This window comes from Pantoea sp. RCC30.1 (assembly GCF_058148845.1).
The window spans coordinates 84,915-100,397 of the sequence record NZ_JBXUHX010000012.1 but is presented as its reverse complement, the minus strand read 5'-3'; the positions used below and the strand labels follow the sequence as shown (position 1 = coordinate 100,397).

The window sequence follows — 15,483 nt, the reverse complement described above, 5'->3', positions numbered from 1 at the left end:
GGTTATTCTTCTCGCTACAGTGGTTATGAACACCCTCTCAGGCCTTGTGTCACAAGGCTTCAGACACAGTGGGGATCTGTTAAGGATCTCAATTTGATCTATTAAGGATCGACCAATTGGATCTGACCTGTGGATAACGGGGATAAAACAGACAAAAACAAGGAGATCCTACAATCGCAGATGGAACTAATTATTTAGCGGCTGTGGTGAGATCGTGATTAACCACGAACAGTGTTAAGAGGAAGATCAATCGTGAAGGCGGTTTACTACAGAATATAGGAATAACCCAAATCGATATTCACTTATAACCTTTCAAAGAATAATGTTATTCGATTTTGATTGAGGATTCTCAAGATCTGTCAGTGCGAACGTGGTTTTTCACCCTTTATAAGCTTTCTTATATTGCTGATATATAACAGTTTATTTGATTTTTTCATGATGAAAACACCGAAAGATTGGCTGCCGACACGACATCTTTGATTCACAGCTGTAGATAAATTATCAGAAATGCAACGTTTCCACTCTGAAGCGGATAAACATGACTTGATCAGAAACTTCGCGAACAAAAGCATAGCGCTTGAAAATCATTCCTATCAGCACAATAAATTTGCCTGAAGGAGACTGAAGATATGAATACCATCGTTATTACGGAAGTAATGTGAGTCGCTCAGGACAAGAGATACATAGATACCTGATTAAAGCGTTTTGACAGGAAACAACAGAACAGTGATTACGAGCATCTAAAATTTCTCAGTCACCACAAATGCCCCATGAGAAGTTAATGCCCGCTTTCAAATTGAGAATCACCTGCCCTCGTTCATAAGTCTCACTATTTCGCTGCTACGCTAATGAAACAACTAAAGTGACGAGCTGTTATATAGTCCTGGTATTGTGCTCAGAATAAATCTGATGAAAGAATGTAATCATTCTGCGGCATTGGAAGAATTGCTTCAAAACAATGTTCAAATATGACCATCAAGTGTGTTTTAGAGTCATGATGATGAAGGTATGAAAGGGAGAGATATACCAGATGTGTTGAAGATAATGGATGATAGCAGCAACTGTTAATCTATGCATTTTACCGGCAAGCCTACAGATCAGAACTGAAAACCTAAAATAAACATTACAGGCAATACACATTACAAACTGGAAGTGCTTGCTTAATAAATACATCTTTCAAAACAGATTTTCACCATCAGATTTTACCTTTAATCTTATGATTTATAATAGCTTTTATGATATTTTCATGGTGAAAACACCATGCACATTACCTGAAAATCAGTATGCTATTCATCCTTTAAAAGCCAGATTATTAAAAGTCGTCTTACGAAATGAAAATCTGGGAACTCCCTGAAGCCGCTCTCCAGACATGATCCAGAATCGCTTCAATTCACTCACTTCGGCAGAAATAAAGCAGCGCACCAAAATGCCCCTCCTTCAAAATTACTCAACTCTCTCATCTTCTTCTCATCATCCCTGACAAGAAATCCAGGTTTTTGTCTTTTTTCTTATAAATTGGCAGGTAAATCCTTTTTGTGTAGTATGCAAAAAACATTAACGCAGAGGGGCTTATGAAGCGTGATTATGGTGGAGTGCTGGAAATGGCCACACGGGCCAATTCCATGTTACATGGACTAAGTAACCACATTGAGCAGCAGCGTCAGGAATTTAACCAGACCGGTTTTTATCAGACCTTCTCGCGCAATGCTGTCGCGAATATGCCTTTACTGAGTAAGCATGCTGTTGTCGCCGCCATCAACGATATGGAAGCAGCAGGCTATCAGTTTGGTAAGAAGCAAACTGGTAGTACTTCGCAATATGCCCTGACCATCGAAAACGTAGTTGACATCTACGCGCATCGTAAAATACCGAAATATCGCGATCGCCACGATGGTCCCTTTGTTGTATTTGTTGTCAGCCTTAAAGGCGGTGTTTCTAAAACCGTCAGCACTGTCACGCTGGCTCATGGTATGCGCGCGCATCCTTCTATGCTGCACAATGACCTGCGTATTCTGGTTATTGACCTGGACCCACAGGCATCGAGCACGATGTTCCTGAGTCACACCAATAGCGTCGGTTCCGTTCTGGAAACGGCAGCGCAGGCGATGCTGAACGATCTCGATGCAGACCAGCTTCGTGAACAATTTATCAAGCCGACCGTCATGCCCGGCGTGGATGTCATCCCGGCTTCTATCGACGATGGTTTTGTTGCCAGCGACTGGGAAGAGCTGGTAGCTGAACATCTGCCCGGCGTTGCACCTTCAGAAGTATTGCGCCGGAATGTAATTGATCGCCTAGCGGGAGATTACGATTTTATCTTCCTTGATACCGGTCCTCACCTGGACTCCTTCATGCTGAATGCGATTGCGGCCAGTGATGTGTTGCTGACACCGACGCCGCCGGCACAGGTCGATTTCCACTCCACCATGAAATATCTGACGCGTCTGCCGGAAATGCTGGAGCGTATAGAGTCCGAAGGTATAGAACCACGGCTCAAAGCTAACATCGGCTTTATGTCCAAGATGACCTCAAAACACGATCACCTGACTTCGCAAAGCTATGCCCGCGAAGTGTTTACCAAATCGATGCTGGACTGCAGCTTACCGCGACTGGATGGCTTTGAACGCTGCGGTGAATCCTTTGATACGGTAATCAGTGCCAATCCTTCTTCATATCCGGGCAGCGCAGACGCTCTGCGCAAAGCGAAATATGAAGCCGAGCAGTTCTCAAGGGCTGTGTTTGACCGCATCGAATATATCAGGAGTACCCTGTGAGCAAACCTATACAGCGCATTGGCCGCAAGTTTGGTGATTCTGCTATCGCGAACATGATCGACAGCAGCAGCCAGTCGCGCACCTTTACGCTGAAGTCGGGCGCGAAGGCGACCTTTGTGCGCCAGCTCATCCTGCATGATGATATTGAAACCCGTACCAGCGTTGACCCAAAAATCAATGGCCGCGATCAGAGTACGCTGACACCGGAATCACTTCAGGAGATCACTCGCACCATTACGCTGCAACAGTTCTTCCCGGCCATAGGTCGTGTCAACGGTGACAGGATTGAGATCATGGATGGCTCGCGCCGCCGCGCCGCATGCCTTCTTTGTGGTGCCAGTCTGGAAGTGCTGGTCACAGCGGATGAACTGAGCCTCAGCGATGCACGTCAGCTGGCCGCGGATATTCAGACCGCGAAAGAACATAACCTGCGTGAGTTAGGTCTGCGCTTTATGCTGATGAACGAAAATGGCATGAGCAAATCAGAGATAGCTAAAGCAGAAGGTATCTCTAACGCCAAGGTCTCTCGTGCGTTCCAGGCGGCGGCCGTACCCGCTGAGTTTATCGAACTCTTCCCGGTCGTTTCCGAGCTGACTCTTCAGGATTACCAGTTGCTGCTTGATGTCTGGGAAGAGGCGAAAGCGGAAGCGGTTGAAGTCTCTGCGTTAGTTAGCGAGATTAAGCAAAAGCTGAATGAAGATGATTCCCTGCAAAGCGCCAACGCGGATGATAAGAAGAGCGCTATCCTGAATGGCTTTAAAGGCGCGCGTCGTCAGTTAAAAAAACCGGCGCCCGCCAGCAAAACCGTGACAGAGAAACTGGCAACATTTACCACGGCCAATACCTATGCGCGTCGTAAAACCAATGACGAGAAGCGCACCGTGCAGTATGAATTCAGTCGTTTGCCAAAAGATATTGCTGAACAGATCGATGCGTCGATAAGACAGATACTCTCTACACTGAAGTAATCATCATCACGCTTCTCTGACAACCAAACCGGCCACTGCGCCGGTTTGGTTGTCAGATCCACCCGCATGCGTAAAACATTCTTCTGTGCCTGACTCCTTTGCCAGACAAACTCTTCTGTTAAATACCCTTCACTTCAGCATCGTAATGCTTGAACTCACTACGGTTTAACGTTATAGCTAAAACGGTTTAGCTATCAGGATTAATCAAAGGAGTTTTTTATGTCTGTTCGCGTATGGTGCATCGGGGATGCTGTGGTCGATTTGCTACCCGAAATGCCGGGTCGTCTGATGCAGTGTCCGGGCGGAGCACCCGCCAATGTCGCTGTTGGAATTGCCCGTCTGCAGGGAAATAGTGGTTTTATCGGCCGGGTAGGCGCTGACCCCTTTGGTGAGTTTATGCGGCAGACGCTCAGTGAAGAGAAGGTAGATACCCGCTACATGATCGCCGATCCACTGCATCGCACGTCAACCGTGGTGGTGGGGCTGGACGAGCAGGGCGAACGTTCCTTTACCTTCATGGTGCGCCCCAGTGCCGACCTGTTTCTTGAGGCGTCGGATCTCCCTGAGTTCCAGCGCGGTGAATGGCTGCACTGCTGTTCGATCGCCTTAGCGGGTGAACCCTCACGTACCGCGACGCTGACCGCTATGAAAGAGACCCGGGCGGCAGGCGGTCATGTCAGCTTCGATTTGAATCTGCGTGAAGACCTCTGGCCCGATCCGGCACTGCTACATGCGGTGGTGAACGAGGCTTTCGGTCATACCGACGTGGTCAAATTCTCCGACGAAGAACTTGATTTCCTCTGTCCGGGTCAGGAAGCGGCTGTCAGCATGCTGCAATTGGCCGAACGATTTGGCATTCGCTTATTACTCGTGACGCGTGGCAGGGAAGGGGTGATGGCCTGCTATCAGGGCCAGATAACTCACCATACGACTACGCCCGTGAACAGCGTCGATACTACGGGAGCAGGTGATGCCTTTGTGGCCGGATTACTCTGGGGACTGGCGAAGCTGGGGCTGCCTGCCGATGAATCACAGCTGGCCATTTGTCTTGCCACTGCACAACGATGTGGCGCACTTGCAACCACGGCAAAAGGTGCCATGACAGCACTTCCGTGGCTCCACCAACTGGACGATCTGGGCGGCTAATCGTCCTGTAACTCCCCTGTTTTGGGAGCTATCTCACAATCACTAAACCGGTTTAGCACTTTTCATTGCAGAGGGAAATTACCCATGGCTATGATTTGCGCCTAAACCGGTTTAGCAAAAATTACTGGTGATGATAGCTTCTCCTCAGGGATATAAGAAAATGAAAAAAAGCACGTTAGCAGTCGCCCTCTCTACGATATTCCTTTCCACATCCGTCTGGGCCGATCCCAGCATGAGCAGCATTGAAGCACGCCTTGCGGCGATGGAGCAGCGACTGCAGGCAGCCGAACAGCGGGCAAGTGTTGCTGAAACCCGCGCAGAGGTCGCCGAAAAGCAGGCACAGGTGGCAGAGAAGCAGGCTCAGCAGCTGGCAGCCGTGCAGCAGCAGACCCAGACCTCCACCGCCGAGGTTGCACAGCGCACCGCGAAGCTGGAACAAAAATCTGCAGATGAAGGTGGCTTTGAGTTCCACGGTTATGCCCGTTCCGGATTGCTGATGAACAGCTCAGCCGCCAAAACGCAGGGTGGCCCGACCGTCACCCCTGCCGGGGAGACCGGCGGTCACGTTGGACGTCTGGGTAATGAACCGGATACCTACGTTGAGCTCAACCTCGAACATAAGCAGACGCTGGACAATGGCGCTACCACCCGCTTCAAAGCGATGCTGGCCGATGGACAGCGCACCTACAACGACTGGACGGCTTCCAGCAGCGATCTCAACCTGCGTCAGGCGTTTGTCGAACTCGGTCAGCTTCCAACGTTTACCGGCGCGTTCGATAACGCAACCGTATGGGCTGGTAAGCGTTTTGATCGTGATAACTTTGATATCCACTGGATTGACTCCGATGTGGTGTTCCTTGCCGGTACTGGTGCAGGTATCTATGACATGAAATGGAGCGATCAGGCGCACAGCAACATTTCGCTGTATGGCCGAACCTTTGGCGACATCGAAAACAATGAAAATACCGCGCAGAACTACATTCTGTCGCTGAATAACTTTGTTGGCCCGGTGCAGATGATGGTCAGTGGAATGCGCGCGAAAGATAACGACGATCGCAGAGATATCGACGGTCTCAGAGTCAAAAGCGATGCGGCCGAAACCGGCGTACATGCGCTGCTGGGCCTGCATAACGACAGCTTCTATGGGCTGACAGAGGGAACATCGAAAACGGCACTGCTCTATGGTCATGGCCTGGGCGCAGAGGTTAAGTCGATTGGTTCTGACGGCGCACTGCTGCCGGAAGCAAATACCTGGCGGCTGGCGAGTTACGGGATCACACCGCTGGGTGGAGGCTGGCACATTGCACCTGCCGTACTGGCACAGCGCAGTGACGATCGTTACGTCAAAGGGGACAGCTATGACTGGGCGACAGTTAACCTGCGGCTGATTCAGGAAATCACGCAGAACTTTGAGATGCAGTATGAAGGCTCTTATCAGTACATGGACCTGCGTCCGGAAGGCTACAACAACCGTAACGCGGTTAGCGGCAGCTTCACCAAACTCACCGTTGCACCAACCCTGAAAGCCGGTGACGTCGGTGACTTCCTTAAACGTCCGGAAATTCGTCTGTTTGCAACCTGGATGAACTGGGATCACCGGCTGGATAACTATGCCAGTGACGACGCGTTCGGCAGCAAAGGCTTCGACGCCGGTGGCGAATGGAACTTTGGCGTACAGATGGAAACCTGGTTCTGACCGGGCGGCCCCGGATGTCGGGGCCTCAACGCCAGGCGGATAAAAACATAACGAGACTGAGGTGTGTATGGACTATGTAAAAATATCGCGGGCCCTGTTGCCCCTGCTGGGTGGCAAAGAGAACATCGCCAGCGCGGCTCACTGCGCGACCCGGCTGCGACTGGTGCTTGCAGATGATGAAAAAGCGGACACCACCGCGATTGGCCAGATTGAAGGCGTTAAAGGCTGCTTCCGCAATGCGGGCCAGCTTCAGGTTATCTTCGGTACCGGCGTGGTGAACAAGGTCTACGCTGCCTTTATCGCCGAGGCGGGTATCAGCGAATCGAGCAAGTCTGAGGCCGCTGATATTGCTGCCCGTAAGCTCAATCCTTTCCAGCGCATCGCGCGCCTGCTGTCTAACATCTTTGTGCCAATCATTCCGGCCATAGTCGCATCAGGCCTGCTGATGGGCCTGCTGGGGATGGTCAAAACCTACGGCTGGGTCAATCCGGAAAATGCGCTCTATATCATGCTGGATATGTGCAGCTCGGCGGCCTTTATTATCCTGCCGATCCTGATTGGCTTTACTGCAGCCCGCGAGTTTGGCGGTAATCCGTTTCTGGGGGCGACGCTGGGCGGTATTCTGACCCACCCGGCGCTGACAAATGCATGGGGCGTCGCCGCCGGTTTCCACACCATGAACTTCTTCGGCATTGAAGTGGCGATGATTGGCTATCAGGGCACGGTGTTCCCGGTGCTGCTGGCGGTGTGGTTTATGAGCATGCTGGAAAAGCAGCTGCGTCGGGTGATCCCGGATGCGCTGGATCTGATCCTGACGCCATTCCTGACGGTGATTATCTCCGGTTTTATTGCGCTGCTGATTATCGGACCGGCGGGCCGTATGCTGGGTGATGGCATCTCCTTTGTCCTCAGCACGCTGATTGCGCACGCTGGGTGGCTGGCCGGGCTGGTATTTGGTGGGCTTTACTCGGTGATTGTCATCACCGGCGTCCATCACAGCTTCCATGCGATTGAGGCAGGGCTGCTGGGCAATCCTTCGATTGGCGTGAACTTCCTGCTGCCTATATGGGCAATGGCGAACGTCGCTCAGGGCGGTGCCTGTCTGGCGGTGTGGTTCAAAACCCGTGATGCGAAGATCAAGGCGATTTCGCTGCCCTCCGCGTTTTCTGCATTGCTGGGGATCACCGAGGCGGCCATTTTTGGTATCAACCTGCGGTTTATGAAACCCTTTATCGCCGGATTAGTCGGTGGCGCGCTGGGTGGGGCCTGGGTCGTCTCAGTACACGTCTATATGACCGCGGTCGGGCTGACCGGTCTGCCGGGCATGGCGATTGTGCAGGCGGGCTCTATGCTCAATTATGCCATCGGTATGGCAATCGCGTTCACCACCGCGTTTGTGATCTCTTACCTGCTCAAATACAAAACGGATTCAGAATAATGGCCTCATCAACACATCTTGCCGCCATTCTGCAGGCGGTGATGCAGGGTATGCCAAAGGCGCTCAGCGACAGCCACTATCCCGGCTGGCATCTGGCGCCGGTTACCGGGCTGCTTAATGATCCCAACGGCTTCATCCATTTTGACGGTCACTATCATCTCTTCTACCAGTGGAACGCGCTGGGCTGTGCGCATCAGCACAAATGCTGGGGACACTGGCGCTCAGCCGATCTGCTGCACTGGGAGCATCAGCCCATCGCCCTGATGCCGGATGAGGAGTATGACCGTAGCGGCTGCTACTCCGGCAGCGCGGTAGACGACAACGGTCGGCTGACGCTGATCTACACCGGCAATGTGAAGTTTGATGATGGCTCGCGCACGGCGTGGCAGTGCCTGGCGCAGCAGAACAACGCGGGCGGTTTTGACAAACTCGGCCCGGTCATTGCCGTGCCGGAGGGCTATACCGGTCACGTTCGCGATCCCAAAGTGTGGCGTCACAAAGATGACTGGTACATGGTGCTGGCCGCGCAGAATACCCAGCTGCAGGGCAGGGTGCTGCTATTGCGTTCTGATAATCTGCGGGAGTGGCAGAACCTCGGCGAGATTGCGGGCAGTGAACTGGGTGGTCTGGGCGCTGCGGGATATATGTGGGAGTGCCCGGATATGTTCACGCTCGGCGACAGCACGTATCTGATCTGCTGTCCGCAGGGTGTTGTGCCTGAAGAGAAACGCTATCTGAACAGTCACGCCTGCGCCTGGCTGAGTGGCTCGCTGGATTATCAGCAGCCTGCATACCTGCATGGCCCGCTGAACGAAATGGATGCCGGGTTTGAATTCTATGCACCACAAACCACGCTGACCGCTGACGGTCGGCGTCTGCTGGTGGGCTGGATGGGAACGCCAGACGGTGAAGAGATGGCCCAGCCCACCGTCGCACAGGGCTGGATCCATCAGATGACCTGTGTGCGCGAACTGAGCTCACGCAATGGGCGGCTCTGTCAGCAGCCCGTTGCGGAACTGCAGGCGTTGAGGCAGGAAGAGCAGCACTATCAGGGCCGCGCCGAGGATGCACCGCCGATCGGCGCACAGCGTCTGGAGCTGGAGCTGGAAAGTCAGGGCGACATCGAACTCAACTTTGCCGATACGCTGATCCTCACCTGGCAGCAGAATGAACTGCGGCTGGCTCGTCGCAGCCTGGTGACGGGTAAATGGACGTACCGCTACTGGACCGGCGCAGCCCGCCGGTTGAACATCCTGTGTGACCACTCCAGCGTTGAGATTTTCATCAACGACGGGGAAGGGGTGATGAGCAGCCGCTATTTTCCGGACCAACCGGCGCTGCTGACCCTGCGCGGGCGCGCAGAACTGCAGGCCCGCTACTGGTCGTTACGTGGCTGCATGGTAGAATAAGCGCTTGTTTCATTAACAGATGCCTTGCCGTGAGAAAAACAAAACGCGTTACGATCAGTGACATCGCCGGGCTGGCAGGGGTTTCAAAAGCCACTGCCAGCCTGGTGCTCAACGGCCGTGGCGAAGAATTACGGGTCGCGAAGGAGACGCGAGAGCGGGTTCTTACGCTTGCCCGCGAACACCATTATCAGCCCAGCATCCACGCCCGGATGCTGCATGACGCCCGAAGTCATACTCTGGGGCTGGTGGTGCCGGAAATCACCAATCACGGCTTTGCGGCCTTTTCTCATGCGCTGGAAAATCTTTGCCGCGCAGCCGGCCTGCAGCTGCTGATCTCCTGCACCGATGAAAATGCCGGTCAGGAGATGGCCGTGGTCAACAACCTGGTGGCGCGTCAGGTCGACGGGCTGATTGTCGCCTCCAGTATGCTGAGCGACAGCGACTACGTCAGCCTCAGCGAACAGCTGCCGGTGCTGCTGTTTGACCGCCACATGAACAACACAAAGCTGCCGTGGGTCATTACCGACTCTGTGAGGCCCACCGCTGAGCTGGTTGAAAAGCTGGCCCGCACCCGTCCGGAGGAGATCTACTTTATGGGCGGTCAGTCTAATCTCTCACCGACCCAGGATCGTCTGGCGGGATTCAGAGAGGGGCTGGCGCGGGCGGGTGTGACGCTGCAGCCGGAGTGGATTATTCAGGGTAACTATCATCCCGGCAGCGGCTATGAGATGTTTGCTGCGCTCTGCAAGCGGCTGGGACGACCGCCCAAAGCGATGTTCACCGCCGCCTGCGGCCTGCTGGAGGGAGTGCTGCGCTACATGAGCGAGCATAATCTGCTGACCAGCGACATCCGTATCGCCAGTTTCGATGACCACTATCTTTATGATTCACTCTCCATTCCCATCGACACGGTAGAGCAGAATGTCCCGGCACTTGCGCAGGCCTGCTTTTCTATGCTGACCACCATGATCGGTGGCGAGGATCCGGTTAACAGCCAGCTGGTGCTGCCTGCCACATTGCGGCTACGCAGTTAGCGGCCAGAAACGTTTCCGGCCTCTAACTGCGTGAGCGTTAATGCCTGCGCTGAATCTGTGAGAGAGAAACAACAAGCGTATTTTTATCCGCCTCACTGAGGTGGGGCGCTGCGAGTTGCGTAATCAGCCAATGCCTGTCAGCTTCTGGCAACGAACCCGCCATCAGGCGCTGGCTGATAGCAGTCAGCAACTGCGTATCCAGCCGCTGTATCTGTTGCCGGGTCTCAGTCAGATCTGCGGCAGGCCTGGTGCTATCGGGCGCGGAAAGCCAGTCCGCCAGATAGCGATACTGAATCGCCTTGCTGGCATTCATCAGAGCATGAACAAAAGGCGCTACTGATTGAGGTTCAAGTCCGGCCTGCTGTGCATTGTTCAGCATGCTCTCCAGCACAATCTGCTCACGTGGCAGATCCTCAACAGGTAAATGATGCTGCGCTTTATAACCTGCGACGGCCTTCATAACTTGCATGCGTTCATTCAATGCGGTTGAAATAGCCCCGAGTGAGACAGAAGAGACTGAACCTGCAAAAACGTTGCTGCACATAAATAGTGAAGAGAGAAAAACTGCCACAAACTGCGTCATTTGCCTGCTCCATAAATGAAAACTGGCACTAATTTATGCATGAAAAAATAACTTAGTGTGATTATTTTGTTTTCAAAATGTGAATAGCTATCTGCGCCAGCCTGATATTGACATGTTGTTCATTTAAAGCCGGTTTTTCGCTTTAAATTCATGAAAACTTCATATTGGTATGCAACTATGCCCGGTTTATTTCAGCGCGGTCGTGCCATTACTGGCTGTCATAATTCGATTAAGGGCGTCCGGAGTTTGATGGGATCAACTGCAAAAATAAAGTGAGGTTTAGCAGGGCGGCACAGCCGCCCTGATCGGGTTTTGCGGAGTCAGGGCAGACCTGTTATCAGGGAACAAACACGGCACGAACGCAGCCATCTTCTTTATGTTTAAACATCTCATAGCCCCGCGGTGCCTCTTCCAGCGGAAATCGATGCGTCGCCATGAAAGCCGGGTTCAGTTCGTTTCGGGCAACATGTTCAAGCAGACGGTGCATGTAGCGTTGCCCATGCTGCTGGGCGGTGCGAATAGTCAGACTCTTATTGATCATCAGCCCCAGCGGAAACTTATCCATGACGCCGTACACCCCCAGAATGGCGATGTTGCCGCCTTTACGGCAGGCATACATCGCCTGCCGCAATGCTGCACCCACATCAGTTTCAAGATGCAGCATCTGTTTAGTCTTGTCGTAGACCTGACTTAATCCCTCGCCACGTGCTTCCATGCCGACAGCATCAATACAACTGTCCGGGCCGCGCCCGCCGGTTAACTCCAGCAGCGCTTCGTTGATATCGACCTCAGTGTAATCCAGCGTTATGCTGCCCGCATAGTCGCGCGCCATCGCCAGTCGCTCCGGATAGCGATCGATACCGATGACCTGATGTGCACCCATCAACCATGCACTTTGCTGTGCCATCAGGCCGACGCCGCCACAGCCCCAGACCACCACCGTGTCACCAGGATGAATATTACAGAAATCGGCGCCCATGTAACCGGTGGGAGTCGCATCGGAGAGGAACAGCGCCTGTTCATCGGTTACGCCCTCAGGGATAACGAAGCAATCATTGTCCGCAAAGGGCACGCGAATATATTCTGCGTGTGAGCCTGCATAACCACCAAACGCGTGACTGTAAGCGTATATGCCACCGGTCGCGTGGCCCAGCACCGTCTCTCCTTTCTCCCATTGCGGATGGGTATTATCACAACAGGAGGGCAACTGATGCTGGCAATACCAGCAGGAACCACATGAGATAAAGGAGGGTACCACTACCCGATCACCGCGTCGGATAGTGTTGACCGCGCTGCCGACCTCCACTACTTCTCCCATGAATTCATGCCCCATGATGTCGCCTTCCCGCATACCCGGAATCAGGCCATCAATAACGTGCAGATCGGAACCGCAGGTGGTAGTGAGTCTGACGCGAATAATGGCATCATGAGGATTGAGCAGACCGGGATCGGCCACGGTTTCAACACTTAAATCGTTGACACCATTCCAGCAGAGTGCGCGCATTTATTTCTCCTTATCCTGATGTCCGGCATGGCGGCCCGCGGGCTGCCCCTGCAGTGTGGGGATCTCACCGGTCTCAGCCAGACTCTTAAAGCGATGTAACGCTTTGCTGGCCACCTCTTTCGGCAACAGATCAAATAACTTCGTCACCTTTTTTCCCAGTGCGCCACCTGGCGGGGTGAAGTGCAACGTCAGAGCCAGTTCAGTACCCCATTCACCCGGGGCAGGGCGAAGACGCAGTTCGCCTTCGTTAGGGATGTCAGCACCTTCCAGCGAGCGCCAGACAATAATTTCGCCTGGCTGCGCTTCAACAATCCGGGTTTCCCAGCGGTAGTGCTTACCAAATGGCCCCTCAATCTCCCAGTGCGCATCGCTTTTATTAACCGGTCTCACGCTCGCAAAGTGGCTCATAATGCGGGGCAGGGTATCGGGCTCAAGCCACAGGGCAAAAAGCTCTGTGGCGGGCAGACCGACAGTAATCCAGCGCCGCAGTGTCAGAGTATTATCACTGGCGGTTGTCTGAGATGTTGTTGTCAAAACATCCTCCGATAGCTCTCTCAGTGGAACGAAAATCACTGAATCTGAGTTAAGAACAGCTCGCGGAATTTTGCGAGCGAAGCCGTGCCCTTCAGCGAATATCTGTGGTGCCAGAGGGAATGCCTGGTCGTGCGCACAGGAAAGCGCCATGCCGATCAGCTATCAGGTATAATGTGCTCCGCGAGTGTGGCCGTTTTTAGCAGCTAAAAGAGGGTGATATGTCTGTATCTGAAGCGACTACCGGTGGTAAAAGTGTCGCGGAGTTAGTTGAGAGCCTGGAAGCACAGGCGGCAAGACGTTCAGACGCGAACTGGCACGAAGGTCTGAAAAGCAGCACCAAAATCGCCCTGGAAAAAATTAATGGTGCGTTTGATGCAAAATGGATCAGCACAGAGGAGAGCCTGAGCCTGAAGCAGCGCGTTTACAGCGTGCAGGATAAGTTGATTGAGCTGGCTTTATGGTGATTTAAATTGTCCGTCGGCCCGCACGTAAATCGTCAGGGGTAAAAAACTGATATTTCAGCACGCAGCGTCGCCCGGCATTTTGCGCGCTGCGCAGTGAAGGGGTGTTACCAGGCAGAATGGTGCCGGTCAGCAGCGCCTTCTCACCATAGTGATGATGAAGCTGCTGCAGCAAACGCTGCTGAGCGCGCGCGGCAAGTCCACGGCCCTGATAAGCAGGCATAATCACTTCATCCATAATCTGAAACCCCTCAATAAAGGTCAGTCTCCGGCGAACACAAATCATCAGCCCAGCCACCATGCCCTGCCAGACAATCAAAAGCACATGTCCTCCAGCGATATCCTCCCGTAATTCCTGCCTGCTTGATGCCATCAGCTGATCACGCAGATGCGGCAGCATGTGCCAGCTGGCGCGATAAGCGTGGTTAATCGCCTGGATACAAGCGGGGTAATCTTTACGGCCAGCTTTCACCAGTGAAATGCCTTCGTCGTGAGGCACCGCGAGCGCAACCGGATCGCTGAGGAATATCAGTTGATCGGTTAACCCGATATCGGGATGGCTTGCGGGTAACAGGATACGCAGTTTTAGCGGTTTGAGCGGCTGCCACGCCTGCATGATGGCGTCAGCGACAGCGTAATCGATAGGGCCGTCCCGGGCCACGATCTCAATAAAAGGCTGGGAAGGATCGCCCCCCAGATATCGCGGTCCGGTAAGATAACGCTGACCGTTAACCGTCAGTTCACGCTGTAAAAAGGTGTGCTGGGGCAGACCGGTTTCACGCCAGGGAAAGTTGGCAGAGAAATTATGGTCGTGGCATCGGGTCTGCTGCTGCGCCAGCCAGCTGGCAAGCCAGTCGCTGAGACAGTCAGATGAGACAGGAACAGTACGGTAGAGCGACACCATATAATCCAGCATAAGATTCCTTATTGCCCGCCGTCAGTAATCTCCTGCCTCTCTCCACGGTCTGTCATAACCGTTACCGGATTGCAGATGAGGCTGTTGAGAGTGTAAACGATGTGCTCTGTTTATGACCATCTCAACCTGTCAGTCAGCGTCATTCCTTTCCTGCAGCATGATGGCCGGGCAGTCTGGGGCTGAAACGATGAGCAGATAAACGTCATGCTTCGCGATCACGTTTTGCTGCCGCCCTCGGTGCTGACTTAAAAGCAGGCAGAAAGAGTTTTCGGGTATGGCCGGAGCAAAAATAGATGGTCAAATTAATTGATGAAATTAGGCAGAGTTGCCCAAAATAATAAAGGGGAAATAAAATACATAATTTTTACGCAAATATTACGGAATCAGATTATCGGCAGACAATAAATGGATTATGCTAAATAGGCTGTTTAATAATTATAAAATGTCCGATCTTTTTAGCACCCGGGGGTTACATGGTTCATATTGATTTATGCACCAAAGAGGGCGTGATGAAAGCTTATGCTTTTCAGACGCCTATGCAGGCAATGACCCTGCTCGAAAAAATTAAAGATGGTGAATTTCAGTGGTTTAATTTGGAATGGGAAGAGTATCGTTTTAACTGCCCTCATCATTTTATTAAAAGACTCAGCAGCCGTTCTTATATCAAAGTATTCTGGCGTTAAAGCAATTTAAATGTTTATGCATATTCATGAAGACCTGTTACTGACGCTAATTTAATTAAACTGTTCGACACCTGTTTCAGCCATAATGATAAGCGGGGCAGAGCATGCCCCGTTATTTTAGCTCCCGCAAGGCATTCTCATTGCAGTCCGCGATAATAATAGCGCATCATCTGCACAGGACCCAGCTCAGTCAGTCTCATTATTACCGCTTAATCATTTGTTGCTGATGTTTGTTCTGGCCGGTTGAAAGCTGAACCCGGCTTTAAGTAACGCCATACGATTTTGTGCTACACCCGGCAATACGTCCTGATCTTCTATAAATCCACCTCTGTTCTCC

General features: G+C 52.6%; 13 protein-coding genes. 9 read left to right on the top strand and 4 right to left on the bottom strand.

Features of this window, described 5'->3' with window-relative positions; genetic code table 11:
* Positions 1-1,571: 1,571 nt before the first annotated feature.
* From AC2LB6_RS12695 to AC2LB6_RS12665, 7 genes are all read left to right on the top strand, one after another.
* On the top strand, positions 1,572-2,774 hold the full coding sequence (locus tag AC2LB6_RS12695) for an AAA family ATPase (RefSeq protein WP_090967098.1): 1,203 nt from the start codon (positions 1,572-1,574) through the stop codon (positions 2,772-2,774).
* Positions 2,771-3,742, top strand: a complete 972-nt coding sequence (locus AC2LB6_RS12690; RefSeq protein WP_490093789.1) for a ParB family protein — start codon at positions 2,771-2,773, stop codon at positions 3,740-3,742. The genes AC2LB6_RS12695 and AC2LB6_RS12690 overlap by 4 nt, the downstream gene beginning before the upstream one ends.
* Positions 3,743-3,961: 219 nt before the next feature.
* A complete protein-coding gene (gene cscK, locus AC2LB6_RS12685; protein ID WP_490093788.1) occupies positions 3,962-4,888 on the top strand; it encodes a fructokinase in 927 nt (308 codons plus the stop codon).
* A gap of 160 nt (positions 4,889-5,048) precedes the next feature.
* A complete protein-coding gene (locus AC2LB6_RS12680) occupies positions 5,049-6,584 on the top strand; it encodes a carbohydrate porin (RefSeq protein ID WP_490093787.1) in 1,536 nt (511 codons plus the stop codon).
* A gap of 67 nt (positions 6,585-6,651) precedes the next feature.
* Positions 6,652-8,022: a sucrose-specific PTS transporter subunit IIBC gene (locus tag AC2LB6_RS12675; RefSeq protein ID WP_490093786.1), complete on the top strand. Its 1,371-nt coding sequence runs from the start codon at positions 6,652-6,654 to the stop codon at positions 8,020-8,022.
* The gene (locus AC2LB6_RS12670; RefSeq protein WP_490093785.1) at positions 8,022-9,431 is read left to right on the top strand and encodes a sucrose-6-phosphate hydrolase; all 1,410 of its coding nucleotides are present in this window, start codon (positions 8,022-8,024) and stop codon (positions 9,429-9,431) included. Before AC2LB6_RS12675 ends, AC2LB6_RS12670 begins: the two co-directional genes overlap by 1 nt.
* 29 nt (positions 9,432-9,460) lie before the next feature.
* Positions 9,461-10,465 (top strand): substrate-binding domain-containing protein, encoded by a 1,005-nt coding sequence (locus tag AC2LB6_RS12665; protein ID WP_490093784.1) that lies wholly within the window; start codon positions 9,461-9,463, stop codon positions 10,463-10,465.
* A gap of 37 nt (positions 10,466-10,502) precedes the next feature.
* Here AC2LB6_RS12665 and AC2LB6_RS12660 read toward each other — a convergent pair whose 3' ends face one another.
* The 3 genes from AC2LB6_RS12660 to AC2LB6_RS12650 form a co-directional block, all read right to left on the bottom strand.
* Entirely contained in the window at positions 10,503-11,048 is a 546-nt protein-coding gene (locus AC2LB6_RS12660; RefSeq protein ID WP_490093783.1) for a chorismate mutase, read from the bottom strand.
* A 337-nt stretch (positions 11,049-11,385) separates the two neighbouring features.
* Positions 11,386-12,552: a zinc-dependent alcohol dehydrogenase gene (locus tag AC2LB6_RS12655; protein WP_490093782.1), complete on the bottom strand. Its 1,167-nt coding sequence runs from the start codon at positions 12,550-12,552 to the stop codon at positions 11,386-11,388.
* Positions 12,553-13,086, bottom strand: coding sequence for an SRPBCC family protein (locus AC2LB6_RS12650; protein WP_490093781.1), 534 nt, complete (start codon positions 13,084-13,086; stop codon positions 12,553-12,555). It lies immediately after the preceding gene.
* 218 nt (positions 13,087-13,304) lie between these two features.
* Between AC2LB6_RS12650 and AC2LB6_RS12645 the strand changes: the two genes are divergently transcribed.
* Positions 13,305-13,550, top strand: a complete 246-nt coding sequence (locus AC2LB6_RS12645) for a hypothetical protein (protein WP_490093780.1) — start codon at positions 13,305-13,307, stop codon at positions 13,548-13,550.
* A gap of 1 nt (position 13,551) precedes the next feature.
* Here the strand turns inward: AC2LB6_RS12645 and AC2LB6_RS12640 are convergent, their stop codons facing one another.
* The gene (locus tag AC2LB6_RS12640; protein ID WP_490093779.1) at positions 13,552-14,463 is read right to left on the bottom strand and encodes a GNAT family N-acetyltransferase; all 912 of its coding nucleotides are present in this window, start codon (positions 14,461-14,463) and stop codon (positions 13,552-13,554) included.
* A gap of 473 nt (positions 14,464-14,936) precedes the next feature.
* On the opposite strand from AC2LB6_RS12640, the gene AC2LB6_RS12635 reads away from it, so the two are divergent.
* A complete protein-coding gene (locus AC2LB6_RS12635; protein ID WP_490093778.1) occupies positions 14,937-15,146 on the top strand; it encodes a hypothetical protein in 210 nt (69 codons plus the stop codon).
* Positions 15,147-15,483 lie beyond the last annotated feature (337 nt).

Coding starts and splice junctions, on each gene's coding strand:
- AC2LB6_RS12695 (WP_090967098.1), top strand. CDS start 1,572: ATGAAGCGTGATTATGGTGGAGTGCTGGAAATGGCCACACGGGCCAAT.
- AC2LB6_RS12635 (WP_490093778.1), top strand. CDS start 14,937: ATGGTTCATATTGATTTATGCACCAAAGAGGGCGTGATGAAAGCTTAT.
- AC2LB6_RS12675 (WP_490093786.1), top strand. CDS start 6,652: ATGGACTATGTAAAAATATCGCGGGCCCTGTTGCCCCTGCTGGGTGGC.
- AC2LB6_RS12680 (WP_490093787.1), top strand. CDS start 5,049: ATGAAAAAAAGCACGTTAGCAGTCGCCCTCTCTACGATATTCCTTTCC.
- AC2LB6_RS12670 (WP_490093785.1), top strand. CDS start 8,022: ATGGCCTCATCAACACATCTTGCCGCCATTCTGCAGGCGGTGATGCAG.
- AC2LB6_RS12640 (WP_490093779.1), bottom strand. CDS start 14,463: ATGCTGGATTATATGGTGTCGCTCTACCGTACTGTTCCTGTCTCATCT.
- cscK (WP_490093788.1), top strand. CDS start 3,962: ATGTCTGTTCGCGTATGGTGCATCGGGGATGCTGTGGTCGATTTGCTA.
- AC2LB6_RS12645 (WP_490093780.1), top strand. CDS start 13,305: ATGTCTGTATCTGAAGCGACTACCGGTGGTAAAAGTGTCGCGGAGTTA.
- AC2LB6_RS12660 (WP_490093783.1), bottom strand. CDS start 11,048: ATGACGCAGTTTGTGGCAGTTTTTCTCTCTTCACTATTTATGTGCAGC.
- AC2LB6_RS12655 (WP_490093782.1), bottom strand. CDS start 12,552: ATGCGCGCACTCTGCTGGAATGGTGTCAACGATTTAAGTGTTGAAACC.